The organism is Vibrio sp. B1FIG11, from assembly GCF_905175335.1.
Taxonomy (GTDB): domain Bacteria; phylum Pseudomonadota; class Gammaproteobacteria; order Enterobacterales; family Vibrionaceae; genus Vibrio; species Vibrio campbellii.
The window spans coordinates 2,714,208-2,740,249 of record NZ_HG992751.1 but is presented as its reverse complement, the minus strand read 5'-3'; the positions used below and the strand labels follow the sequence as shown (position 1 = coordinate 2,740,249).

The window sequence follows — 26,042 nt, the reverse complement described above, 5'->3', positions numbered from 1 at the left end:
GAAGATCACAAACAAAATCTTTCGCAATGTCACAACTTTAGTTCAAGAAACAAAAAAAAGGCCGATGCTTTACAGCATCGGCCTTTGTTCTATCACTCAGAGTGCTAATTCAGCTGGTCTTATAGAGACTCAGTGAATGTACGTGCGATTACGTCAGCTTGTTGCTCTGCAGTTAGAGAGTTGAAGCGTACAGCGTAACCAGATACACGGATTGTTAGCTGAGGGTATTTCTCTGGGTGCTTAACAGCGTCTTCTAGAGTTTCGCGGTTAAGTACGTTCACGTTAAGGTGTTGACCGCCTTCAATGCCAGATTCGTGGTGGAAGTAACCATCCATTAGACCAGCTAGGTTAGCGCGTTGTGAACCTTCATCTTTACCTAGAGCGTTAGGTACGATAGAGAACGTGTAAGAGATACCATCTTTAGCGTGAGCAAACGGTAGTTTACCTACAGACGTTAGAGACGCTACAGCACCTTTTTCGTCACGGCCGTGCATTGGGTTAGCACCTGGTGCGAAAGGAGCACCTGCGCGACGACCGTCAGGCGTGTTACCAGTCTTCTTACCGTATACCACGTTTGAAGTGATAGTTAGGATAGACTGAGTAGGGATTGCGTCACGGTAAGTCTTAAGCTGACGAATCTTGTTCATGAATACTTCAACAAGTTCACAAGCGATGTCATCTACGCGAGCATCGTTGTTACCGAATTTAGGGTAGTCGCCTTCGATTTCGAAGTCGATTGCTACGCCATCTTCGTCACGAACTGGTTTAACTTGCGCGTATTTGATTGCAGATAGTGAGTCAGCTGCAACAGATAGACCAGCGATACCACAAGCCATAGTGCGACGAACGTCACGGTCATGTAGAGCCATTAGTGCAGCTTCGTAGCTGTACTTGTCGTGCATGAAGTGGATGCTGTTTAGTGCAGTCACGTACTGCTTAGCTAGCCAATCCATGAAGTGGTCTAGTTTGCCCCATACATCGTCGAAGTCTAGAACTTCGTCAGTGATCTTAGGCATTTGAGGACCAACTTGGATCTTCAGTTTCTCATCCACACCGCCGTTGATAACGTATAGAAGAGTCTTAGCTAGGTTAGCGCGAGCGCCGAAGAACTGCATGTGTTTACCAATGATCATTGGAGATACACAACATGCGATTGCGTAGTCATCAGACTCGAAGTCTGGACGCATTAGGTCATCGTTCTCGTACTGGATTGATGAAGTATCGATAGATACTTTCGCACAGAACTTCTTGAAGCCTTCAGGTAGTTGCTCAGACCAAAGAACAGTGATGTTTGGCTCTGGAGAAGGACCCATTGTGTATAGAGAGTTTAGGAAACGGAAGTTTGAACGCGTAACTAGCGTACGACCGTCAAGACCCATACCACCCATAGACTCTGTTGCCCAGATTGGGTCGCCAGAGAATAGGTCATCGTACTCAGGAGTACGTAGGAAACGAACCATACGTAGTTTCATTACGAAGTGGTCGATCATTTCCTGTGCGTCAACTTCAGTGATCTTACCTTCAGCGATATCACGCTCGATGTAGATATCTAGGAAAGTAGAAGTACGACCTAGAGACATAGCTGCGCCGTTTTGAGATTTAACAGCTGCTAGGTAACCGAAGTAAGTCCATTGGATTGCTTCTTGTGCAGTTTCAGCTGGACGAGAGATGTCACAGCCGTATTTCTCAGCCATAACTTTCATTTGGCCAAGTGCACGGTGCTGCTCAGCGATCTCTTCGCGAAGCTGCATAGTCATTTGTAGATCTTCACCGTTCTCAAAACGCTCTTGTAGAGATTTGAATTGAGCTAGCTTGTCTTGCATTAGACGGTCGATACCGTATAGAGCAACACGACGGTAGTCACCGATGATACGACCACGACCGTACGCATCTGGAAGACCAGTTAGAACGCCTGATTTACGACATGCTAGGATATCTGGAGTGTAGATATCGAATACGCCAGCATTGTGCGTTTTACGGTATTCTGTGAAGATTTTCTTAACTTGTGGGTCAAGCTCGCGATCGTAAGCTTTGCAAGAACCTTCAACCATACGGATACCACCGTTAGGGATGATTGCACGCTTAAGAGGAGCTTCAGTTTGTAGACCTACGATAGTTTCTAGGTCTTTTTCGATGTAGCCTGCATCGTGAGCAGTGATGGTAGAGATAACTGAAGTATCGAAATCAACAGGAGCGTGAGTCGCGTTCTCTTGTTTGATACCTTCCATTACCTTAGCCCAAAGCTTGTTAGTCGCTTCAGTACCTTCAGAAACTAGGAAAGATTCGTCGCCTTCGTACGGAGTGTAGTTCTTCTGAATGAAATCACGAACGTTTACTTCGTTTTGCCAGTCGCCTGCAGCAAAACCTTCCCAAGCTTTAGCAAATTGCTCTGCCATGACATACCTACCTTTGTAGTAGAAAAAAATACGTACTGGTTCGCCGTTGAGCCAGCTATCTCCACTGTTAGATGGAGAACAGTACACTCTTAATGAATAACAATATGTATAGTCTTAAATAAGAAAATGTGGGTCATAAAACTATAAATATTGTCACTGCTAACAATGTGGGTTCTTCCCAACCACAATTCAAGGCTACACTAAAAAAAATTCTGCAAACCTTAAACTAAATCAATAAATACTAAAAAATCTCGATAAAAATTGGGTAGCGACAAGCGCTACCCACACAATTTTTGAACGAATGTCATTATAGCCAAGCTTTAATGCCATATTGTCCTTCTAGCATACCTACTGCAAGCATAGCGACCAAACAGATAACAAGTACACCTACAGGGATCACAATCTTGTCTACAAATGACAGGCGAGCTGCGCGCTCTTTATCACCAATTAGACCGTTGTTGTCTAGAAGCATCGTCAGTGCCCAAGCAAGAACTGGGTTAACAACTGCTGAACCAAATATACAGATACCTGCTGCTTGAGAATCTTTTGAGTCTTTCACCATTTGCATACCTGCTTCAAGTAGAGGTAGAGATACACCTACAAGAAGAGCAACACGCATTACTGGTGGCCATACCGCGATATCCATTGGGAAACCAAGGATTGCGATGATCATCACTAGAAGACCAAGAAGGATAGCACCGCCAGGGATAGGGCGTTTCGCGATCGCGGCTGGGATCATGTAAGTCCCCCAAGATGAAGTGATGTTACCACCACCTACTGCTGTACCTACCATTTGGCGGATAGAACACATTGTCATTGTGTCATCAACGTCCATCAGTACTTTTTCAGTCTTTTTAGGGTAGTTCAGTTCTTGGAAGATACGGTGACCTAAGAAGTCAGGAGACCACATCGCTACAGCAAGGATTGCAAACGGTAGTGATGCGATGAAGTGTTCCATATTAGGAAGACCTAGCATCCAACCTTCTTCAGTGCTGCCCCACCAGTAAACTGGGTTTAGGTTAGGAAGACCTGTTTCAGTGACGAATTTAATATCGAAACCTGCGCCTAGTACTAAAGCGATTGCAAGGCCAGTGAAAGCACACACTGGGATTGCTAGCCAACGCTTGTTCACTTTTGCAAGGAATGCGTACAGCGCGATCGTCACTGCTAGTACGATTAGACCAACATAACCCATGCTGCCCGCTTCAACAGTAGAAGATTGTAGACCAACCGCCCATTCTTGAATCGAAGTGATTTGGCTCATAGTACCTGTTAAGCCCAAGAAAATAAGCAAGCCGCCGGCTGTACCTTCTGAGGTGAGGTTTACTAGCTTGGAGCCGCCTTTCAAGGCACTAAGTAGAAGACCAAATACACCGATTAGAATTGCCAATGCAAGAGGGTGAGCACCAGCAAGAGCGATGGTACCAATAAGAGGGATCATTGGACCGTGGTTACCTGCAAGGTTGGCTTTAGGGTTAATAAAACCAGAAGCAAGTACACAGAAAAGGAGTGCAGGGATAAGCATTTCTACACGTGCAACTTCGATTGCAAAATCTTTGCCTAAGTTTACGTGGTCCCATGCTGCAGTAAGACCTTCAGCCCAAGACATCATTACCGCAGAGTACATCGCGATAATACCGATAGTACCAGCAAGTGCTGGAACAAGGTCTTCAAGCTCAAAGCGGAAGTCACGACCTGGCAAGTTCAAGCCAAAGCGACGTGGCTTCATGATTTGTAGTTCGTGGTCTAGGTAGTCTGAACGGCTTGCGAACTCAGATGATGGACGGTGAAGCTCGCGGTAGCTTTTAGTCTCAATATCCGAATCAGAGTGCGCTTTATTCACTGCGTCTGACATAGATTCCTCATATATTTAAAAGTTATGAATTCTAAATTGAATTGTGTGTTTTCCGCTTCCTGCGGCACTTCCTATGCTAGCTATTATTAGATTTTGTCACACGAATACTACGTGCCTAAGCATAGCTAATAACTCGTTGTGTTGAGGCACAAAAAATTCCTCATCATTGACGCGGAGTCTAACAAGATAGCCCTTTGGGGTGATTGATTTAGATCACTTTAAGAATAGATGTGAAAGAAAACTACAGAAAGTGTCTGGCATGCGAACAAGCTGGTGATTTAGTGTGTAATTCGATTACACAAGTTGCATAAAATTAGACTTTGTTTTGCAGAAATAATGCTCAATTGAACTTATTGATGCCATTCATAGATGGAACAAAAAGCTGGCTTCATTCTTGCTTAATACCGAGCAGAGACGATTTTTTGGCTAATCATTGCCGCTCAGTTTAGGAAGAAGACATGAAACAGCTTAAAGTACTGCCGCTAGTGGCAATTATTTCGGGATTAATGGTCGGTTGCGGTGGCGGCGGTGGTGGCGGTGGTGGTGCACCTCAAACTCCTTTTAACTTCACCTTCGTTGCAGCAAAAACTCAAGCGTTGGCAAGTAATGGCTCATGTACGATCTATGACCGCTTTGACTCGAACAATGAAGAGAAAGTATTGAACTACCACCGTTTGGGTGGAGTGCTTGATTCACAGTTAACCGCATATTACTCAGATGCTGCTGGTAACCGTGAAGGTGACTTAGTTACTGCGAGCAACGACAAATTGACGATCATTCTTCAGACAATTCCTGATGGTGGCAGCGTAACGGTGCAAGAAGTGAATGGCACTATTATTAACGCAATTACATTCTCTAAAGACTTGTTAGAAGCAGATTCTTCACTTAGAAATGTTTATTTATCGGCTGATGCGAATGTAAGTAACACGACTTGTTTAACGGGCAACAACGACTCAATTGTTAACAAGACAGCCCTTGATTATAAAGTTGCTGAAGATGCAGAAGGCCAACCTTATTCCACTTTCTACTTTGATTCTCAGCTAGAAACTGTTACGGCAAATGAGTCTCGCTTTACTAAGGGTGAAGTATTGCCAGCAGTAAGCACAGAAAGAACGATGATTGCTCAGTATCGAACCGATTCTCGTGCATCACTGTACCAATATGGTTTTGAAGATTGGACGGATGGTCGTATGGTATTTGCCAATACACCTTCTACTCCGATGGTGAGTGCATCGGGAATTAAATTCTCAACGATTGATATTGATGCTATTTACAAGGGCTTCGCATATCGTTTGGCAGAAGTCCCTAAAGCAAATGCTTTTTATCACCCTGATGCTTTAAAAGGTGATGTGTGGACATTCAGCGTTGACGGTACAATTTCGACTCTGGGATGGGAAGCCGCGTATACAGACAAAGTTTCTGACAACTTTAGTGTTGTAGTCGACGATGCTTCACTGTTTGCAGTAAACAACACTCAGAACGTAAAACCAGGAGTATCGAATAGTGTTGTTGATCTATCTGACAGTATCGGCTTAGGTAACGAAAATGGTTTACAACGTGTTAGTTACCAACAAGGCACAACGGTAGGCTCTACACCTTATGTGGTAAGACATTCTGTTTACTCTCTAATCGAACGCAGTATTGTTGTACCAGACTTAGACTACTCAAGTGTACCAGCAGGTGCTGAAGATGATCTTGTGATCTCTAATAGTTCCCAGATAACACAAAGCTATGTTTTCACTGAAGATGAAGGTGACGTACAAGCTGCAGACTTCCTGACTGCTTTCGCTAATGGTAATGGTACAGACACTAAAGAAGATGTGCTTGGTATTGTTATGAATGAAAAGCAAGTTCGCGATATGGCGAATCGAGTCGCTCAAACTAAGACTCTACTTTTAGAGAGAACTAATTAACACTTTTGTATCTTAACTAGCCCCTCTACTGAGGGGCTTTTTTATGTCAATTATTCAACATTTAAAGAATATTTAGCTAAATGTTGCATATTAATTTGATTGTTGTATCTATCTATTCGAATTATTTAGGTTAATAATTTGTTGCAACTTGCGGTTGGTGGTGATAGTTTGTTCCAATTCAAAGAGGGCGGAGTCCCTTATTGCAGTGACTAAAACACAGGGAGTAAGGCGCAATGAATGATGTACCAGCGCTAGATATAAAAGACCTGCACAAAACATTTGGACAGAATGAAGTCCTTAAAGGCATTTCACTTGCCGCTCATAAAGGCGATGTTATCTCCATCATTGGCTCTTCCGGTTCCGGTAAGAGTACCTTCCTAAGATGTATTAACCTTCTTGAAACGCCTACTGCTGGTGAGATTTGGGTAAACGGCGAGCTTATCCAGATGAAAAATAACCGAGCAGGAGAGTCCGTTCCAGCCAATGAGAAACAAGTTCAACGTATTCGTTCACGCTTAGCCATGGTGTTTCAGGGCTTTAACCTTTGGTCACACTTAACGGTTCTAGAAAATGTGATTGAAGCGCCGGTGCATGTACTTGGCGTACCTAAATCACAAGCGATTGAAAATGCAGAGCTGCTTCTGAAAAAAGTAGGGCTGTACGAGCGAAAAGACTACTACCCAGGACACCTTTCAGGTGGTCAGCAGCAACGGGCGGCTATTGCTCGCGCTCTTGCTGTCGATCCAGAAGTGATGCTGTTCGATGAGCCAACCTCTGCACTCGACCCTGAGTTGGTTGGTGAGGTGTTAGGAGTAATGCGAGATTTGGCAGATGAAGGGCGAACGATGTTGGTCGTTACCCATGAAATGGCATTTGCACGTGACGTATCTAACCATGTGATGTTTCTACATCAAGGCTTAGTGGAAGAACAGGGAGATCCAGCTAAGCTATTTACAAACCCAGATTCGGAACGATTACAGCAATTTATCTCATCTATCTACTAATATTTCTTGGGTGGCAGTCTTTTGCCACCTATTAAGCACAACAATCAAAACCAAATAAAAGCAATCACAGGAGTATGGAAATGAAAAAGTGGTTATTAGCAGCAACGCTTGCTGCAACAGCAGTGTCTGGTGTCGCCCAAGCGAAAGAATGGAAAACCGTTCGCTTTGGTATTGAAGGCGCTTACCCTCCGTTTAGCTGGACAGAAACGGATGGCTCTTTAAAAGGCTTCGACGTGGATATGGCGAACGCACTTTGTGAAGAGATGAAAGTGAAGTGTCAGATCGTTGCTCAAGACTGGGATGGTATTATTCCTTCTCTACTTGCTCGTAAATACGATGCAATTATCGCTGCAATGTCGATCACTGAAGAGCGTAAGAAGAAAGTCGACTTCACAGGAAAATACGCACTGATTCCAAACAAATTCATCGCCAAGAAAGGCGCAAACCTAGACTTTGATAACCTTGACGGTCAAAAAATTGCCGTTCAACGTGCAACCACTCATGATAAGTACCTAACAGATAACTACGGCGATAAAGTTGAAATCGTACGTTACGGTTCATTTGATGAAGCCTACCTAGATCTTGCTAACGGTCGTGTCGCAGCAGTACTTGGTGATGCATCAGCACTTGAAGAAGGTGTATTAAACAAAGCGGGTGGTGAAGCGTACGAATTTGTTGGTCCTTCTCTAACGGATCCTAAATGGTTCGGTGATGGCTTTGGTATTGCCGTTCGTAAGCAAGACAAAGACCTAACTAAGAAGCTAGATGCGGCTATCTTGTCACTACGTGAAAAAGGTGTTTACCAAGAAATCGCAGGTAAATACTTCAACTACGATGTTTACGGCGAGTAAGCTGTAACTAAGCGACCGTTGGCTTGTTCCTAGAAGTAGCTAACGGTCGATCTTTTGAGTTTAGGGATTAGGAACTCACCTATGCTGGATCTACAAGGATATGAAGCCTCGATCTTAAAAGGGGCTCTAGTAACCATAGAAGTCGCTGTACTTTCACTTCTTTTAGCCATGATTCTCGGTATGCTTGGTGCGTTAGCAAAACTGGCGCCTTACAAGTGGGCGAGAGCCATAGCGACACTTTACACCACCATTATTCGTGGCATTCCAGACCTTGTTTTGATGATGCTGATCTTCTTCGGTGGTCAAATTCTATTAAACAACAGTCTTTATTCGATCAATGAGACACTCAACGAGTGGTTTACTGCAAGTGACCCTAACCATGAGTGGACTTCTTACTTGCCTGATTATATTGACGTCAGCCCTTTTATTGCAGGCGTGCTGACCATTGGATTTATCTTTGGTGCTTACATGGCTGAGACGTTCCGTGGTGCGATCATGGCCGTAGACAAAGGCGAATTAGAGGCGGCAAAAGCTTATGGCATGAGTCCGGTAATGTCGTTTCGCAGAATCTTATTACCTCAAATGATTCGACATGCCTTACCTGGCTTTGGTAACAACTGGTTGGTTCTACTGAAAACGACGGCATTGGTTTCCATCATCGGTTTGGAAGACATGGTTCGTATGAGCTCATTGGCAGCAGGTACAACCAAGATGCCGTTCACCTTCTATATGGCAGTCGCGATCATCTTTTTGTTCTTTACCAGCGTTTCGACCGGTTTGCTTAAGCTGGTGGAACGTAAATTCAGTATTCACGCGAGGTAAGCCATGGATTTTTCATTGATAATTGAAAGCTTCCCGGTCTATCTTGATGGATTGTGGACGACAGTATGGCTTGTTGCGTTAGCGCTGGTGATTGGTCTATGTGTATCAATTCCCTTAGCTATCGCGCGTAACAGCACGAATTACGCATTAAGTTTGCCGTCTTGGGCATTTATTTACTTTTTTCGTGGGACTCCATTGCTCGTGCAGCTCTACCTTATCTATTACGGTATGGACCAGTTCTTCCCGGTGAAAGATACACTTTGGGAAAACGCGTGGTTTTGTGCACTGGTGGCTTTCGTACTGAATACATCAGCCTATACGGCGGAAATTATTCGTGGGGCAATTAATGGTTTGCCTAAAGGTGAAGTGGAAGCCGCTAAAGCATACGGTATGAGCAAGTTTATGACTTATCGCCGCATTATTTTGCCAAGTGCTTTGCGTCGTGCATTGCCAGCTTACTCCAATGAAGTCATCTTCATGCTTCATGGCAGTGCGGTTGCGGGTATTATTACCATTATGGATCTGACAGGGGCTGCTCGTTTGGTGAACTCTCGATACTACGCACCATTTGAGTCATTCCTAACAGCGGGGCTGTTCTATATGGCATTGACCTTCATTATTTTGTGGTGTTTTAAAATGGCAGAGAAGCGCTTCTTGGCATACCTAAGGCCGTTAAGCTAAATCGTCACCAGCAAAATAGTGAATGAAAAGAAAAAGAGCGCCGATTGGCGCTCTTTTGGTTTTTTGGAAAGTGATTTGGCTATTGGAAAGTAGACCAGATCGGGGCGTGGTCAGAAGGCTTTTCAATACCACGTAGTTCATAATCGATATCTGATTCAACACACTTTTTCGCCAGCGATGGTGTCGCCAGAATAACGTCGATACGTAGGCCTCTATTATCATCGAAACCACGAGAGCGATAATCAAACCATGAGAAACGGTCATTGACTTCCGGGTGCAGGTTACGGAATGTATCTTCGAAGCCCCAGTCTAATAAGGTTTTCAACCATTCGCGCTCTTCCGGTTGGAATGAGCATTTCCCTGTCTTCAACCAACGCTTACGGTTTGGTTCGCCAATGCCGATATCTGAATCAATTGGGCTAATATTAATGTCACCCATGACGATCAGTTGTTCATCGTTAGTGTGGTGATCATTCAGGTAAGTCATCAAGTCTTTGTAAAACTGACGCTTATATGGGTATTTGGTTTCGTGAGCGATATTGTCACCTTGAGGGAAGTAACCATTTAGAACCGTTACCTTCTCACCATTCTCATCTTCAAACGTCGCCATGATCATGCGTTTTTGATGTTCTTCATTGTCGGTTGGGAAACCTTTTTGAACGCTGATCGGCTCTTGTTTGCATAGCATTGCCACACCGTAGTGGGCTTTTTGACCGTGAAAGTAAACTTTGTAGCCCATCGCCTCGACATCTTCGATAGGGAATGCTTCATCGTGTACCTTGATTTCTTGAAGACCAATCACGTCTGGTTGGTGTTTGTCGATAAGCGCTTGGAGTTGATGCAGACGCGCACGAAGTCCATTGATGTTAAAGCTAATTACTTTCATTTTTTATCCTTCTCAAGGGGCGTGTTTGCGTATGATGTTACCATTGCAACGGGAAGGTGCAAATGGTTCTCATGTAAGGGGGGAGGAGACGAGTGAGACAAGGCCAAATTGCTAGGTGCTACTGTGCTTTAAGTTTGTTTTCCAGATCATTTTGCACGATCTTTAGCGCTTTGAGTGCAGTCTCAGGATCTATCTCGTTGGTTTCGAGCAGGTAAATTAAATCAACCGCGAGTTTGATCTCTGCTGGCGCGTCGTCGAGAGGAGATTTTGGCTGTTCTGACATTACTGGTTCTTTTCCCTATGAGTAATTTGGTTCTCTAATTTAAGCAGGGCTGCTTCGCAACGTTCTAGTCGTTGTTCGGTGGCGAGCAAGACTTTCTGAGCCTCTGCTCTAGCAAAGCTTGGTGCCATTTCGACCGCTCTTTGCTTCTCTAATACCATTTCGCGTAAACGGCGAGCCCACTCTTGATGCTGTGCCAATTCCTGGTACATCACATTGATGGGTTTTCGGAAGTGGCTGCTGTGTTTGATCTCGCCTTTACGAATCTTAGTCGTGGAAATTTCACGTTGAATCGCGGTGATTTGTGCTACCAAACGCTCCGTTAAGTACTCAGCTCGAAGGGCTGTGAGCTTTCCTTCATTTTGCTCGCGGATGATAGCATCCAGTGTTGCATTTGCCTCTTTAACACATGGCGTAAGCAAACGAGAACGGCAATGAAACAAGCGCTCATCAAAAAGTGGAACATGATGTTCGCCGCGTTGGCGATCAAGCATGGCTGCTTGATTAGACATCTGATTTAAGTTTTCAGAAAGCTGTTTAATGTTCATGTTAATCCCACAAACCACGCGTCATAGGCAAGTTTTATCGCCAACACACTGACCACAGTGACAAACACTGGGCGAATGAATTTGGAGCCAAACCGAATAGCGGAATGTGCGCCAACAAAAGCGCCAGCCATTAAACAGACTCCCATGGTTAAGCCTAGCACCCAGTTGATATGACCTAAAACAGCAAAAGTGATGAGAGAAGTAAAGTTGCTGGTGAAGTTCATTGCTTTTGCTAGGCCTGACGCAAGCAAGATGTTCAATCGATAAAGTGCCATCGAGCTTACTGTCCAAAAAGCACCGGTACCAGGGCCTGCTAGACCATCATAAAAGCCAATCGTAAACCCCTGTGCATACTGTTTTTTATTTAACATAGGGCACGGCTCTGGTGTTGGGCTCTGATGTGTTGATTGCGGTGTTTTGTGGAATACGGTGTACATGGCGGCCGCAAGAATAATAAGAGGTAAAACCTTCTCTAACCATTCTGTACTAATAGCATCAACAAACAGCGTTCCTAATGTCGCGCCAATTAGGGTTGCTACAAACGCTCTTCCCCAGCACTGTGGTTTGAACAAGCGCTTTCTATAATAAGTAAAAGCGGCAGTGGAAGAAGCAAAAGATGCGGCTAGTTTGTTGGTTCCTAATGCAATATGTGGCGGAAGTCCTAGCGACAGCAAAGCGGGGACAGTAAGCATGCCTCCTCCACCGGCTACAGCATCAATAAATCCAGCAACAAAAGCGACTAGCGCCAAGACCAACAGCATGGTTGGCTCAATCATTTCCATAAATAATTATTCTTCTAATATTCGATCTTGCGTTTAAACGGCGGAAGCGAGTCAATTAAAGCTTGCCCGTAGCGTTTTGTTACCAAACGTCTATCAAGGATGGTCACTCTACCAGAATCGCGTTCTTTGCGCAGTAAACGACCGACACTTTGAATCAGCTTTTTGCTCGCATCAGGAACGGTGATCTGCATAAACGGGTTTCCTCCTTTCTTCTCTATGTATTCCGAGTGAGCCTGTTCTACCGGAGAAGTAGGGACTCCAAATGGAATCTTAGTGATGATGAGGTTTTCTAGTAGTTCACCGGGTAAATCAAGGCCTTCTGAGAAGCTTCCTGTACCGAAAAGAATGCTAGTTTTCTGCTGATCTACGAGTTTTTTATGTTTTTTTAGAATTTCTGCGCGTGAACTTTCGCCTTGAACTTGCAGTGCCCAGCCTCGTTTTATGAAGTCTGAACTTAACGCATCCGCCACTTGGTTCATTTGCCAATAAGAGGAGAATAATACTAAGTTTGCTTTGTTGTCTTCTAAATACTTAGGCAAAATTTCAATAAGATATTCGGTAAATTGCGGCGCTTGAGGCTCGTACCTCATTGCTGGAATCAAAAGCTCGGCTTGGTTTTGATAGTCGAACGGAGAAGCCAATGCTAAGAACTGAGTGCCAGACTCAGGTTTTGCATCGACACCAACTTGATGACAGAAATAGTTGAACGAGTTCAGAGCTCGCATTGTCGCAGATACGAGGACTGCACCAATACAGCGGCTCCAGATTTGTTGATCGAGTTGCCAGCCAATCTCTAGTGGAGAAACACTAACAATGTAATCGCCTTCTCGGTCTGGGTGTTTTTCCAGCCATCTGGCCAAAGGAGCACCTTTGTCACGGGTAGGCTCTGCCATCAGGTTCCACACCTGTGCAAGGTTTTCCAGGCGCTGAATGTAAAAACCCAATTCAGCGAGTGCTGGTTCTGCTAACCTTGATGAAAGTTCGCCGTCTTTAACTCTTTCAGCAATAAGATCGGCGATCTTCGCAACACTTTGGTTTGCTTTTTTACTCAGTTGTTTGAGGTCTTTAGATTGGTTTTCTAACCACTCTGGCAGCTCACCATGTTCAAAGCGATAAATGTTTTCTTCAAACTGTGCAGGATCGAACTGTTTGGTTAGTTGGCTCAGGGCTGGGATGAGCTCTTGCACCGATTCCTGCAAATCATTGCGAAAACGCGCGACACGTTTCTCGTCTGCTAGAGATGAAAACTTACTGGTCGATTGATTAAGCTTTTCCAACCAAGCCGCTGCACCTTTCAAACTCGCAGAGGCGGATGCATGGTCGCGAGCAACATGGGGTAGGTGATGGGCCTCGTCAAAAACATAAATCGTGTTTTCAGGTTCAGGGAGAATCACGCCACCGCCTAAATCAGCATCAGCCATCACTAAAGAATGGTTCGCAATGATGACATCATTCTTGTCTAACTCTGATCGAGCTTTCTGAAAAGGGCAGTTGCGATGGGCTGGTAAGCTGTTATTGCAGCTGTGCTTATCACTCACAATAAGCTGCCATAGACGGTCATCTATTGGTTTTGGCCAAGAGTCACGGTCGCCATCCCACTTACCTTGAGCAAGAGAACGATACATAGTCTCTAGGAGTTCGATGTCTTTTTTCTTAGGCTTGGTCTCAAACATTGCGAGCTGGCCACCATCCACACCACTGGCTGTAGCAAGCTTTTCTGCGCAGCAATAGCGTTGACGCCCTTTAGCAAGAATAAAAGAAAACTCTCGATCCGTAATTCGGCGGAAAAGAGGGAGGTCTTTATTCACCAATTGCTCTTGCAAGGCCACTGTCGCAGTTGAAATCACTACTTTGCGGTTGTTGTAAACCGCGACAGGAATCGCCGCCATTAAATAGGAGAGTGACTTACCGATACCGGTTCCTGCCTCGGCTACCAGCATTCGATTTGATTTGTGGTATTGCCCGCATAGCGTTTTTGCGATCTCAGCGACGAGGTAGTTTTGTGCTCGTCTCGGAACAAAGTTATCCAGTTGAGCTTGCAAGTTCTGATAACTGGTTCGAATCGATTTTTGGATGTTACTGGTTAGCATACGGGCCTCAAGTGCGTTGGAGGCGCATAGTAGCACACATCACTGGTTCGACAGTAGTTCACAAAATGGAATGCTTTTGTGCGGAATGTAGATCTTGTTCACAAAAAAATATTGAACTCAAACTAAATGAAAATAATTTCATTAGGTGAAAAATATAAAGCTTCAAAAATGCCACCTATATAGTTATATATTCTGTTTGTGTCTTTATTTTTGTGATTTATAGGTGTTTTGTATTTGTTATTTATGAATCACTAAATTACGAAAAATCAAGCTTGTAGTTTAGAACTTCATCGAATAATTTAAATGTAAATTTCTAACTTGCTGTTTTTTAAGTGTGTTTTTGTTTTTTGATATTTCTGTTTAGAAAATTTGACAGGCAGAATAATCTTTTGCACTCTAGTGCCCAGATTTTGCAGACCAATCATTGTTACGTTTCGATAACAAGCGGTTTCAAAAATATAAAAAAGGGAATCGGACAAGGATATCCCGAACTAAGAAAAGGCAGTGGATTAATTATGAAAAAGACTCTATTAGCACTAGCGGTTGCTGCTACAGCAACTACTGTGAATGCAGCTGAAGTATTCAAATCTGAAGAAGGTTCTGTAGATTTTTACGGTCAACTACGTCCAACTCTTCTATTCCTAGACAGCACTGACCACACTGCTGAGCTAAACACTAGCTCTTCACGTATGGGTGTAAACGGCGTTTACGTTGTAAACGACAGCCTAAAAGTACTAGGTGAAGTTGAAATCGGTGTTGCTCTTGGTGACAACTACGGCGCTGGTGCTGATTCAAGCGAGCGTACAGACGATACTGTATTCGTTCGTCGTCACATCTTCGGTTTCGACATGGGCGAAATGGGTACTATCCGCTTCGGTAAAGAAGGTACTTTCGCAGATGACGTTTACGGCGCTGATTACTCATACTTCTTCGGTGGTTCTGCACTTCTTTACGGACACGAGTGGAACAACGATTCTCAAATTAAATACGCATTCGAAAACGATGCTTTCTGGCTAAAAGCGGGTTACGCTCTAGGCGAGAAAGACAAGAACGAAGAAGTTCGTGAAGTATTCGTAGGTAAGTCTTTCGGCGACCTATCAATGCACGCTGGTATCCTTTCTTCTGTAAACAAAATTGCAGTAAACAACGTTGCTCACGACTCAGAAAACCTATCTTTCGAAGTAACTGGTGAGTACGCTCTAGGTGAGCACACTCTAGGTGCAACATACTACTACAACGAAGACGAGAACAAGATCTCAGACGAGACTGTTGATTCTCACGGTATCTCTCTAGCTGGTATGTTCGCTGTTGCTCCTAAGACAACACTATACTCTGGTTACGAGCTAGTAATGTCTTCTTCTGACAAAGCTGGCACTGTAGATGGCGACGATTCTCGCTTCTACGCTGGTGTTGAGTACAAGTTCTCTAAATGGGCTCGCGTATTCGCTGAAGGTGCATACGTATTTGAAGAGACTTCAACTGACAACGTGAAGACAGATAGCAAGACTGACTTCGGTGTTGGTGCACGTTTCTACTGGTAATCAAAACCCAGTTTGATATTGTAAGACCCAGCTTTATGCTGGGTCTTTTACTATTGGAGATAAGGATTTAACTTCTATGCAGTTCTCATTAAAAATGGCGATGGCGCTTTCTGTTTTGGCTAGTACAAATTTATACGCTGCGACAACTTTGGTTGTTCCTGAAGATGTGAAGTTGCTAGCAGTAAACATGGAGAAACCAAAGCTTGAAGGTGGCTTGTTTTCGGATGAGAAAACAATAGAGATCCCTGACGGTACTAACCAAATTGTCTTCAAATACCAACCAGAATTTGAAATTGGCGATGATATCAAAGGGGTTTATGGCGACGCTATTATTGCTAAGTTCGATGTGAAGAATGAAGAACTAAAATTCGAGCTGCCAGAATTCAAAACTTACCGCCAAGCACAAACCAACATCTCTCCTTTAGAGTGGCAACTACTAGATTCTAAAGGTCAGCCAATCGATCTTTTTGAAGACGTCCTTGAGTCCGATGGCGTTCAAATTGGTCGTAATTACGCTCAGGAAGCTCGTAACTATAATATTGCTGGTGGTGTAGCTGGAGTTGCTGTGACATATGTGACTGTAAACCAACATAGCCAAGCGGTGACTGGTGTGGAACCAAAAGCGGTTACAGAAGCCTCCACACAATCGCCAACGGCGCAAGACAGTCAAATGGTAGATTTACTTAAGACGATGTACCAAAAAGCGACACCAGAAGAAAAAGAAACCTTCAAAAAGTGGGTTGCTCAACAATAATCGTTATTGGTAACGACAAAAACTAAAAAAAGCAGGTGATTGCCTGCTTTTATGTTTTTTGAGGTTTAAGCCTAGAGCTTTATTTCTCGCCACTCCCCTGGCTTTAAATCGTCAAGAACAATACCGCCCATCGAGTAACGAACTAAACGCAGAGTTGGGAATCCAATGTGCGCGGTCATACGTCTTACCTGACGGTTTCTCCCTTCTATAATAGTAATAGCTAACCAAGTAGTTGGAATGTTTGCTCGAAAGCGGACTGGTGGAGTTCTTTCCCAGATCTCTGGCTCAGGCATCACTTCTACTTTTGCTGGCAATGTCATGCCATCTTTCAATTCAACGCCTTTACGTAGTTTCTCTAAATCCTCTTCAGTCGGAGCACCGTCTACTTGGACCCAATAGGTCTTTGGTGACTTTGATTGAGGTTGGGTCAACTTAGCCTGCAGAATGCCGTCGTTAGTGAGCACCATCAAACCTTCGCTGTCTCTGTCTAATCGGCCTGCCGCATAAACATCTTTTACAGGAATATAATCAGCTAGCGTTTTACGGCCATCGCCATCAGTAAATTGGCTTAACGTGTCATAGGGCTTATTGAAAATAACCACCTTACGATCTTCGGGTGCAATACGCGGTTTAGCGGATTTTGAAGAACGGGTAGGGCGACTCGGTCGATTTTTAGCCTGTCCATTTGAATGATTTGGCTTACCAGAGCGTTTAAAATGGCTCGGTTTGGAGTGGTTACTACGGCGACCTTTTTCATGACCCGTGCGAGATGACATGTTAACTACCTTGCAAAAATGTAAATGAACTGTGTTTGAAAGTTTTAAGTTTTCTTCTTATCGGCTATCATTTGCGCGCCAAAAACTAACAAAAGCGCACAGAATAATAGACTATTTCGTGTTATTTGTTTAATGATATAGCCAAGTTGCTTTTAGTGAGGTGTTTTTGCAAAAGAACTTCATGAAAGCAAACTTGGCACAAAGTGCACTCATGGATAGAGAGCCATAGAGCTTCAAACTATAAGAAAGAGTGCAAACCGCATGTCGCGTTGGTGAGGAGGAATGCACTACTAACGTTAAGCACTGCGTAAATTCAACGAACTCAGTTGCTGAGTTGTTCAGCTTAGTTGAGTAAAAAATAGGGAAATTTCATGCCTACAGAAAAACCTACAATTATCTACACCATCACTGATGAAGCCCCGGCGTTAGCAACCTATTCATTACTACCAATCATTCAATCGTTTACAGCATCGTCTGGCATTAATGTAGATACACGTGATATTTCGTTAGCGGGTCGCATCATCGCTAACTTCCCAGAACATTTGAAAGAAGATCAGCGCATCGGTGACGCGCTAGCAGAATTAGGCGAATTGGCGAAAACGCCTGAAGCGAACATCATTAAGCTTCCAAACATCTCAGCGTCAATCCCACAGCTAAAGGCCGCTATTAAAGAGCTGCAAGCGAAAGGCTACGAGCTACCAAACTACCCAGAAGAGCCAAGCACTTACGAAGAAGAAGCGATCAAAGCGACTTACGACAAAATCAAAGGTAGTGCGGTTAACCCAGTTTTGCGTGAAGGTAACTCAGACCGTCGTGCACCACTTTCAGTGAAGAACTACGCAAAGAAAAACCCGCATTCAATGGGCGCGTGGTCAGCAGACTCTAAATCTCACGTTTCAAGTATGGCTGACAACGATTTCTTCGGTAGTGAAAAATCGACGACTATCTCAGGTGCTACCGACGTTAAAATCGAATTTGTTGCTGCTGATGGTTCGGTAAAAGAACTTAAATCAGCATTCCCTCTACAAGACAAAGAAGTGATCGATTGTTCAGTAATGAACAAGAAAGCGCTTGTTGAGTTCTTCGAGAAAGAAATTGCAGAAGCAAAACAGCAAGATGTACTGCTTTCTCTACATATGAAAGCAACCATGATGAAGGTATCGGATCCAGTTATCTTCGGTCACGCAGTTAAGGTTTACTACAAAGACGTATTTGCAAAATACGGGAAGCTGTTTGAAGAGCTAGGCGTTGATGTAAACAACGGTATCGGTGACGTATATGCGAAGATTGAAGCGCTACCTGCAGAACAAAAAGCAGAAATCGAAGCAGCTATTCTTGCGGTATACGAAACGCAACCAGCACTAGCTATGGTGGATTCAGATCGCGGTATTACTAACCTACACGTACCAAGCGATATCATTGTTGATGCTTCTATGCCTGCAATGCTACGTGCTTCTGGCCAAATGTGGGGACCAGACGGCAAGCAGAAAGATACGAAAGCAATGATTCCAGATCGTAGCTACGCAGGTATTTACCAAGCGGTGATCGACTTCTGTAAAGAACATGGTGCGTTTGACCCAACAACAATGGGCAGCGTTCCAAATGTCGGTCTAATGGCCCAAAAAGCTGAAGAGTACGGTTCTCATGACAAGACCTTCATCTTAGATGCAGCAGGCAGTGTGCGTGTTGTAGATGCTTCTGGTGCGGTTCTTCTTGAACAAGCGGTAGAAGAAGGTGACATCTTCCGTATGTGTCAGGTGAAAGACGCGCCAATTCAAGATTGGGTGAAACTTGCTGTTACTCGTGCTCGTGCTTCAGGTGCTCCAGCAGTATTCTGGCTAGACGAAGCTCGTGCTCACGATGCAGAACTTATCAAGAAAGTAAATGCGTACCTCCCTGAGCACGACACTTCAGGTTTAGAGATCAAGATCCTGGCACCAATCGACGCATGTAAATTCTCTCTAGAGCGTATCAAAGAAGGCCTAGATACCATTTCGGTAACAGGTAACGTACTTCGTGACTACCTAACTGATTTGTTCCCAATTCTGGAGCTTGGTACTTCTGCGAAGATGCTATCTATTGTCCCACTAATGAACGGTGGCGGTTTATTTGAAACGGGTGCAGGCGGTTCAGCTCCTAAACACGTTCAACAGGTAGAAAAAGAAAACCACTTACGTTGGGATTCTTTGGGTGAGTTCCTTGCACTTGCGGCATCTCTTGAGCACCTAAGCACGGTTGCTGGCAATGCAAAAGCACAGGTACTTGCCGATGCACTTGATAAAGCAACGGGTGAGTTCCTAGACAACAACAAGTCACCGTCACGTAAAGTTGGTGAGTTGGATAACCGTGGTAGCCACTACTACCTTGCGTCTTACTGGGCGAAAGCACTCGCTGAGCAAACGGCAGATGCTGATCTAGCGGCTGAGTTTGTGCCAGTAGCAGCCGCGCTTGCGCAGCAAGAAGAAGCGATTGTTTCCGAGCTAAACAATGCACAGGGTGTGAAAGGTGAGCTAGGCGGTTACTATTCACTGGATGATGCGCTAGCTTCTACATTGATGCGCCCGAGCGCAACGCTGAACGCAATCATCAATAAATAACCTTGTACGCGCTATTTCGGTAGCGCGTAGTTAAGACTTATAAAAACAATAAACCCGCTTTACGCGGGTTTATTTTTCTCTTCATGAAAACAGATAATTTGTGCTTTCACGAGAGCAAATGGTTTGTCTTTCCGACAGCGCTCGATTTATTTGGCTTGGCCTTCTATTGGCACTACGCTACTTGCGTGTGAACCTTTTGGACCTTTTTCAATCTCGTATGAGACTTGTTGGCCTGCTTTCAGTGTACGATAACCGTCCATTTGGATAGTTGAGTAGTGGGCGAAAATGTCTCCTTCCTCTTCGTCTGAACAAATAAACCCAAATCCCTTGGCATTGTTAAACCACTTTACTGTACCTGTAGCCATGCTTTTACATCCCTCATGCATTTTTTACTGATGTTGTTACTTCTCCAAGCTATCCCTTTAGCTTGGCCTCATTGTTAGCCGTTGCTTTGTTCGTAATTGCTAACACACGTCGAGTGAGCATATCCATATTCATCAGGGTGTTAGAAAACCAACAAACCCAGAATGAGGATTTATGCATCAACACATTCCACTGTAGTCAATGAATCTCGACAGTCAATAGTGAAAGACAACAATCAGAAACATATTTGAAAACAAATCACTTTTGAGATTAACAACTTTGCAAAGTAATTTATGGTTGTTTGCCGAAGTTTAGTGAAAATCTCTGTAAGGTTCTGATATAAGGAAAATGAATACTAGATGAGAAGAGTACATTAGAAGATTCTACTGAATGAATAAAAAGTACGGTTTTCGTGATATTTAGTGTTTTTTCCCTGTAACTGTGATCTTGGCAGAATATGAGAGGGTAGTTATAGAAGATGAAGTGTGTCGAATATTTGTGAATCTAACGGCAAAAATATCGCGCCTCAGTGATAAAAATCTTTTATTTGCGCGCCTGCCGGAGGTGCATTAGTCTCTATATGAGGACGCAAATTTTATCTATCAAATTCGAATTAGGTGCCATATCTCACTACACCGCATGGTATGCTTATGGTAGATTGTTTTTATAGGTCGAAAACATCAACCCTTTGATACGATATCTTTGAATTGCCATGAGTAAAAATTTTGAATGGGTGACTCCAGACTCTGATCTTCTGGAGAGAGAAAGTACAAAAGTTCAGCCACCAAAGCTATATAACGTTGTACTCAACAATGATGACTACACACCTATGGATTTCGTCATAGAGGTACTTGAGCGATTCTTCTCACACGATATTGATAAAGCAACGCAAATCATGCTCAAGATTCACTATGAAGGAAAGGCAATTTGTGGCACATACAGTGCAGAAATTGCTGAAACAAAAGTAGCGCAAGTGACGATGTACTCAAGGGAAAATGAGCATCCGCTACTATGTACTATGGAGCAAGCGTAATAAGAAGACTTGCTCGAGCAACCCAAGTTGTTCTTTCGGGAGGTACTTATGCTAAATAAAGAACTAGAGTCAAGCCTTAACGGTGCATTCGCTCGTGCACGTGATAAACGCCACGAGTTCATGACTGTCGAACACCTCCTACTTGCATTATTAGAAAATGATGCAGCTAAGGAAGCCCTTTTAGCCTGCAAAGCGGACCTTGATGCTTTGCGAAATGAACTCGATATTTTTATCGACCAAACAACGCCGCTCATCCCAGAAAGTGATGAGACGCGCGAAACCCAGCCGACATTGAGTTTCCAGCGTGTACTTCAACGCGCCGTCTTCCATGTTCAGTCGTCTGGCCGCAGTGAAGTGACTGGGGCAAACGTCCTCGTTGCTATTTTCAGTGAGCAAGAGTCTCACGCTGCTTACCTACTTAAAAAGAACGATATCTCTCGTTTGGACATTGTTAACTTTATTTCTCACGGCATCACTAAAGCATCGGGTTCAAATGAAGATTCTTCTTCATCTGATTCGTTTGGCTCAGAAGCACCTGAAGAAACCAACCCAGAAGAGCGTCTGGAAAGCTTTGCAACGAACCTAAACCAAGTTGCGAAAGCGGGTAATATCGACCCATTGATTGGCCGTGACAAAGAGCTTGAGCGCACGATTCAAGTGCTGTGCCGTCGTCGTAAGAACAACCCATTACTTGTGGGTGAAGCTGGCGTAGGTAAAACGGCTATCGCGGAAGGTCTTGCGTGGAGAATTGTAGAAGGCCAAGTGCCTGAAGTGATTCAAAATAGTGTGATTTATTCCTTAGATATTGGTTCTCTACTGGCTGGCACTAAATACCGTGGTGATTTTGAGAAACGCTTTAAGTCAGTTTTGAAGCAGCTTGAGAAAGAAGAAGATGCGATTCTGTTCATTGATGAAATTCATACCATCATCGGTGCGGGTGCAGCTTCTGGCGGTCAAGTTGACGCTGCTAACCTGATCAAACCTCTACTGAGTAGCGGTAAGTTGCGTTGTATCGGTTCAACGACGTACCAAGAGTACAGCAACATTTTTGAGAAAGAACGCGCGCTATCTCGTCGCTTCCAAAAGATCGATGTAGTAGAGCCTTCTCTGGATGATACTACGAAGATTTTGATTGGCCTTAAGCCTAAGTACGAAGCTCACCACGAAGTGCGTTACACCAACAAAGCATTGCGTGCTGCTGTAGAGCTATCGGCGAAGTACATTAACGAACGTCATCTACCAGATAAAGCCATTGATGTGATTGATGAGGCGGGTGCACGTAGTCGTCTAGCACCAGCAAGTCGTCGTAAGAAAACGGTCGGCGTAGCAGACATCGAAGCGATGGTTGCGAAAATGGCTCGTATTCCAGAGAAATCAGTGTCGTCTTCAGACAAAGACATTCTGAAGAATCTGGATGATAAGATGAAGATGCTTGTGTTCGGTCAAGACACGGCGATTGATGCGCTATCTGAAGCCATCAAGTTATCTCGTGCAGGTCTTGGCGTGGATAACAAACCAGTTGGTTCATTCTTGTTTGCGGGCCCTACAGGGGTTGGTAAAACAGAAGTTACGGTTCAGCTTTCTAAGTTGCTTGGTATCGAGCTTCTGCGCTTCGATATGTCGGAGTACGGCGAACGTCATTCAGTCAGCCGCCTAATCGGTGCGCCTCCTGGCTACGTGGGCTATGACCAAGGTGGTCTGTTGACTGACGCTGTGCTTAAGCATCCACACTCAGTAGTTCTGCTTGATGAAATCGAGAAAGCACACCCAGATATCTTTAACTTGCTACTGCAAGTGATGGATAACGGTACGCTAACAGATAACAATGGTCGTAAAGCTGACTTCCGTAATGTCATTCTTGTTATGACAACCAACGCCGGTGTGGCTGAGACTGAGAAGAAATCTATCGGTCTTATCCAACAAGATAATAGTCATGATGCGATGGCGGAAATCAAGAAGGTGTTCACACCAGAATTCCGTAACCGTCTAGATAATATCATTTGGTTCAATAGCCTAGATGAAGCGGTGATCCACCAAGTGGTTGACAAGTTCATCGTGGAGCTTCAAGTTCAATTGGATGCTCGTGGCGTATCAATGGAAGTGTCGCAGGATGCTCGTCATTGGTTGGCACACAAAGGTTACGACAAAGCGATGGGCGCGCGTCCAATGGGACGTGTTATCCAAGAGCAACTTAAGAAACCTTTGGCCAATGAACTTCTGTTCGGCTCATTGGTTGACGGTGGTACAGTGAAGGTAACGCTAGTGAAAGACGAGCTTAAGTTTGAATACCTAAGCGAGAAAGAAGCAGCACTTCACTAATTCTTTGTTGAAATCTATTTTAAAAGCGTGCGCCTAGGCGTGCGCTTTTTTTTTGTGTCTGCAAGAATGGAGCAAGCCTGAGCCTGTGGAGTGTATTGAAACTCCCAAAAGTAAGCTTGGTATTGAGAGCAAAAACAGACAATAAAAAACGGAGCCTTGAGCTCCGTTTTTTATTGTATTCGAAAATCAGAGATTAACGAGCACGGAAGACGATGCGGCCTTTAGAAAGGTCGTATGGAGTCATCTCTACAGTTACTTTATCACCAGTAAGGATACGGATGTAGTTCTTACGCATCTTGCCAGAGATGTGTGCAGTCACAACGTGACCGTTTTCAAGTTCAACGCGGAACATAGTGTTTGGTAGAGTGTCAAGCACAGTGCCTTGCATCTCAATTACGTCTTCTTTAGCCATTTAATCCTCTTTAGAAATTAGGCGGTATTAGCGCGCTTATTTTGCCGCTAAACAGTAATTATGTAAAGTTGGGGCGTATTCTACCCTTGCCAACGCTGATTTACTAGCCTTTGGTGTCGTTGAAAGCGAGTTTTGTAGTTCATCGCTGGACATTCATCGATCTGATAACCCAAATATAGCCAATGTTTATTCTCTCGTTGGCAATATTCGAGCTGGAAAAGTACCCCTAACGTCCCGAGAGATAAAGGATAGTCCGGATCGAAGAAGGTATAAAACGCACTTGCACATTTATCCATTATATCGGTAACGGCGACCGCGAGAAGTCGATCACTCTCGTCATAAATATGAAGAAACCCAGTGGTCAACCAAGTTGTTTGCGCGAACCGAGCAAACTCATCCTCTCTTGGTGGGAACATAGTGCCGTCTTTGTGTCGCTCACAGATATAGCGACTGTAAAGGTCAAACCAATTTGGATCGAGCTCAGGTTTCATCTCCCAATGTAACGCCTTTCCTTTGCTCTGCAAACGCTTTTGGCTTTTTGAAGGGATGAAGTCAGGTACCGCAATTCGTATAGGTTGACATGCGTTGCAGTGCTGACAGTGAGGCTTATAAATAGTATCGCCGCTGCGTCGAAAACCGTTGGCCATCAAAACTTGATAGTTGTCTTCTGTATGTAAGTTTTCGTCTAGCGCGACAGCCACTCGCTCTTCACGTTCAGGTAGGTAACTGCATGGATGGTTATTAGTTAATCCGATACGAATGTGCTGGAGATCTGTGCTCATGATACTGCGCCTTGCAAAACCTGTGGTTCAAACGTACCCAAATTAATGTTCCTGTCTCTTAAAGATAGTAGTTTTTGTACAAAGTCGTCACGCTCCAGCTCAAACGCGCCAAGTGAGGCTAGATGCGGATTCATTACTTGGCAATCAATTAATTGACCTTGGTTTGACGCCAAGTGCTCGCATAGATACCACAATGCGATTTTCGACGCGTTGTCTTTAAGGCTAAACATCGACTCACCACAAAAAAGTTGGCCGACGCTAATGCCGTACAAGCCGCCAATTAACTTCTCATCGTGCCATACTTCTACTGAGTGGCAGTGTCCGCGTCTTGCAAGCTCAATGTATGATGTCTGCATCTCTTCATTGAGCCAAGTTTCTTCTGCTGAGCGAGTTGAAGAGCATAATTGAATTACGCGTTCGGTTGCATTGTTTAGCGTTACTTTATACTGTTGTTTACGTTGAAACTTTTTCAAGCTTTTGGAAGGCTTAAATGCCAAAGGGTCAAAAACGGCTCGTGGAGATGGGCTCCACCATAGAATCGGCTCTCCCGGCCCATACCAAGGGAAAATGCCCTGATGATAGCCGTTTAGAATGCGATCAGGGTTAAGATCGCCGCCAAAAGCCAGCAAGCCATTTGGGTCATTCAATGCGTCGTATGGCGACGGAAAAGAATGTGAATCACCAAGTTCAGTTAAATAGATAGCCATAAAGAAAACTTTACCAACATCAGAGCCTATAGGAGCTTATTATGAGCGGAGTAACACTTAATATAAAACGATGGGCATGGATCATACTGTTTTTGCCATTTTTCGCCAATGCAGCCTATGAAAGAAATGTAGCAAAGCCAGTTAACCAAGTGGTGTATGGCAAAGTCGATTCGGTGCGATACATTACACAGCAAGAGGTGAAGCAATCTCAAAGCAACGGATGGGAGACCTTACTAGGGGCGACGATCGGTGGTTTAGTCGGCAATCAATTTGGTGGTGGCACGGGGAAAGAAGTGGCGACGGCTGTTGGTGCATTGGCTGGTGCGGCGGTGGTGAGAAATCGCAGCAATTATGAATACACGGTTGAATACAAACTCGTTGAGCTATTGATCAAGGTTGATGGCAACAAACTGATCAACGTCATTCAAGATGTTGATAACAGCATGTTGTTTAATCGAGGTGATGAGGTGCGCATCCTGTATTTTGATGATGGTGTAAGGGTTGATATCGCTTATTAAGCCAACGTTTGCACTGCAAAACCTAAGCTGACTAATTATTCAAAAATTAGCATGGATTTACTCTGGTTTTGTGGTGGTTTTTTCGTTAGTCTGAAATCACGAAGAATTGTTTAGCTCTCAAAAACCTTGAAG

The 26,042-nt window shown here is 44.1% G+C and carries 23 protein-coding genes; 11 read left to right on the top strand and 12 right to left on the bottom strand.

Features of this window, described 5'->3' with window-relative positions; translation table 11 throughout:
- Nucleotides 1-119: 119 nt before the first annotated feature.
- Nucleotides 120-2,396: a formate C-acetyltransferase gene (pflB, locus tag KHO06_RS12635; protein WP_050909162.1), complete on the bottom strand. Its 2,277-nt coding sequence runs from the start codon at nt 2,394-2,396 to the stop codon at nt 120-122.
- Nucleotides 2,397-2,703: 307 nt separating this feature from the next.
- Nucleotides 2,704-4,251, bottom strand: a complete 1,548-nt coding sequence (locus KHO06_RS12630; RefSeq protein ID WP_038892562.1) for a DUF3360 family protein — start codon at nt 4,249-4,251, stop codon at nt 2,704-2,706.
- Between the two features lie 458 nt (nt 4,252-4,709).
- On the opposite strand from KHO06_RS12630, the gene KHO06_RS12625 reads away from it, so the two are divergent.
- The 5 genes from KHO06_RS12625 (at nt 4,710) to KHO06_RS12605 (ending at nt 9,522) form a co-directional block, all read left to right on the top strand.
- Nucleotides 4,710-6,164 carry a flagellar sheath protein A gene (locus tag KHO06_RS12625; protein ID WP_212581695.1) on the top strand — a complete coding sequence of 485 codons (1,455 nt, stop codon included), beginning with the start codon at nt 4,710-4,712 and terminating at the stop codon, nt 6,162-6,164.
- A 233-nt stretch (nt 6,165-6,397) separates the two neighbouring features.
- Nucleotides 6,398-7,168 (top strand): ABC transporter ATP-binding protein, encoded by a 771-nt coding sequence (locus KHO06_RS12620; protein WP_212581694.1) that lies wholly within the window; start codon nt 6,398-6,400, stop codon nt 7,166-7,168.
- 80 nt (nt 7,169-7,248) lie between these two features.
- Nucleotides 7,249-8,019, top strand: coding sequence for an ABC transporter substrate-binding protein (locus tag KHO06_RS12615; protein WP_005430696.1), 771 nt, complete (start codon nt 7,249-7,251; stop codon nt 8,017-8,019).
- An 81-nt stretch (nt 8,020-8,100) separates the two neighbouring features.
- Nucleotides 8,101-8,841 (top strand): ABC transporter permease, encoded by a 741-nt coding sequence (locus KHO06_RS12610; RefSeq protein WP_045377857.1) that lies wholly within the window; start codon nt 8,101-8,103, stop codon nt 8,839-8,841.
- A gap of 3 nt (nt 8,842-8,844) precedes the next feature.
- The gene (locus tag KHO06_RS12605; RefSeq protein WP_045373203.1) at nt 8,845-9,522 is read left to right on the top strand and encodes an ABC transporter permease; all 678 of its coding nucleotides are present in this window, start codon (nt 8,845-8,847) and stop codon (nt 9,520-9,522) included.
- 79 nt (nt 9,523-9,601) lie between these two features.
- Here KHO06_RS12605 and xthA read toward each other — a convergent pair whose 3' ends face one another.
- From xthA to dinG, 5 genes are all read right to left on the bottom strand, one after another.
- The gene (xthA, locus tag KHO06_RS12600) at nt 9,602-10,408 is read right to left on the bottom strand and encodes an exodeoxyribonuclease III (RefSeq protein ID WP_045373201.1); all 807 of its coding nucleotides are present in this window, start codon (nt 10,406-10,408) and stop codon (nt 9,602-9,604) included.
- A 118-nt stretch (nt 10,409-10,526) separates the two neighbouring features.
- Complete coding sequence (gene rsmS, locus KHO06_RS12595; RefSeq protein ID WP_005431885.1) at nt 10,527-10,691, bottom strand: pleiotropic regulatory protein RsmS; 165 nt, start codon at nt 10,689-10,691, stop codon at nt 10,527-10,529.
- Nucleotides 10,691-11,236, bottom strand: coding sequence for a primosomal replication protein (locus KHO06_RS12590; protein ID WP_005534025.1), 546 nt, complete (start codon nt 11,234-11,236; stop codon nt 10,691-10,693). The genes rsmS and KHO06_RS12590 overlap by 1 nt, the downstream gene beginning before the upstream one ends.
- A complete protein-coding gene (locus KHO06_RS12585; protein ID WP_038889197.1) occupies nt 11,233-12,018 on the bottom strand; it encodes a TSUP family transporter in 786 nt (261 codons plus the stop codon). Before KHO06_RS12585 ends, KHO06_RS12590 begins: the two co-directional genes overlap by 4 nt.
- Nucleotides 12,019-12,032: 14 nt before the next feature.
- Nucleotides 12,033-14,108, bottom strand: a complete 2,076-nt coding sequence (gene dinG, locus KHO06_RS12580; protein WP_045397681.1) for an ATP-dependent DNA helicase DinG — start codon at nt 14,106-14,108, stop codon at nt 12,033-12,035.
- 515 nt (nt 14,109-14,623) lie between these two features.
- On the opposite strand from dinG, the gene KHO06_RS12575 reads away from it, so the two are divergent.
- Both KHO06_RS12575 and KHO06_RS12570 read left to right on the top strand, forming a co-directional pair.
- Complete coding sequence (locus tag KHO06_RS12575) at nt 14,624-15,649, top strand: porin (protein ID WP_050904643.1); 1,026 nt, start codon at nt 14,624-14,626, stop codon at nt 15,647-15,649.
- Between the two features lie 76 nt (nt 15,650-15,725).
- Complete coding sequence (locus tag KHO06_RS12570) at nt 15,726-16,403, top strand: DUF2057 family protein (protein ID WP_212581693.1); 678 nt, start codon at nt 15,726-15,728, stop codon at nt 16,401-16,403.
- Nucleotides 16,404-16,474: 71 nt separating this feature from the next.
- Here the strand turns inward: KHO06_RS12570 and KHO06_RS12565 are convergent, their stop codons facing one another.
- Complete coding sequence (locus tag KHO06_RS12565) at nt 16,475-17,179, bottom strand: pseudouridine synthase (RefSeq protein WP_077261731.1); 705 nt, start codon at nt 17,177-17,179, stop codon at nt 16,475-16,477.
- 371 nt (nt 17,180-17,550) lie between these two features.
- Here KHO06_RS12565 and KHO06_RS12560 point away from each other — a divergent pair, with 371 nt between their 5' ends.
- On the top strand, nt 17,551-19,776 hold the full coding sequence (locus KHO06_RS12560; RefSeq protein WP_212581692.1) for an NADP-dependent isocitrate dehydrogenase: 2,226 nt from the start codon (nt 17,551-17,553) through the stop codon (nt 19,774-19,776).
- A gap of 146 nt (nt 19,777-19,922) precedes the next feature.
- On the opposite strand, the gene cspD is transcribed toward KHO06_RS12560, so the two are convergent.
- Nucleotides 19,923-20,141 carry a cold shock domain-containing protein CspD gene (gene cspD, locus KHO06_RS12555; RefSeq protein ID WP_005427548.1) on the bottom strand — a complete coding sequence of 73 codons (219 nt, stop codon included), beginning with the start codon at nt 20,139-20,141 and terminating at the stop codon, nt 19,923-19,925.
- A 710-nt stretch (nt 20,142-20,851) separates the two neighbouring features.
- On the opposite strand from cspD, the gene clpS reads away from it, so the two are divergent.
- Together clpS and clpA are read left to right on the top strand one after the other, a co-directional pair.
- Complete coding sequence (gene clpS, locus KHO06_RS12550) at nt 20,852-21,172, top strand: ATP-dependent Clp protease adapter ClpS (protein WP_005427554.1); 321 nt, start codon at nt 20,852-20,854, stop codon at nt 21,170-21,172.
- 48 nt (nt 21,173-21,220) lie between these two features.
- The gene (clpA, locus tag KHO06_RS12545; RefSeq protein WP_045373188.1) at nt 21,221-23,491 is read left to right on the top strand and encodes an ATP-dependent Clp protease ATP-binding subunit ClpA; all 2,271 of its coding nucleotides are present in this window, start codon (nt 21,221-21,223) and stop codon (nt 23,489-23,491) included.
- Between the two features lie 193 nt (nt 23,492-23,684).
- Here clpA and infA read toward each other — a convergent pair whose 3' ends face one another.
- From infA to aat, 3 genes are all read right to left on the bottom strand, one after another.
- On the bottom strand, nt 23,685-23,903 hold the full coding sequence (gene infA / locus KHO06_RS12540; protein ID WP_001040192.1) for a translation initiation factor IF-1: 219 nt from the start codon (nt 23,901-23,903) through the stop codon (nt 23,685-23,687).
- Nucleotides 23,904-23,983: 80 nt separating this feature from the next.
- Nucleotides 23,984-24,685 (bottom strand): arginyltransferase, encoded by a 702-nt coding sequence (locus tag KHO06_RS12535; RefSeq protein WP_038889188.1) that lies wholly within the window; start codon nt 24,683-24,685, stop codon nt 23,984-23,986.
- Entirely contained in the window at nt 24,682-25,392 is a 711-nt protein-coding gene (gene aat, locus KHO06_RS12530; protein ID WP_012127426.1) for a leucyl/phenylalanyl-tRNA--protein transferase, read from the bottom strand. The genes KHO06_RS12535 and aat overlap by 4 nt, the downstream gene beginning before the upstream one ends.
- Before the next feature lie 41 nt (nt 25,393-25,433).
- Between aat and KHO06_RS12525 the strand changes: the two genes are divergently transcribed.
- A complete protein-coding gene (locus KHO06_RS12525; protein ID WP_038889187.1) occupies nt 25,434-25,910 on the top strand; it encodes a glycine zipper 2TM domain-containing protein in 477 nt (158 codons plus the stop codon).
- Nucleotides 25,911-26,042: the final 132 nt, after the last annotated feature.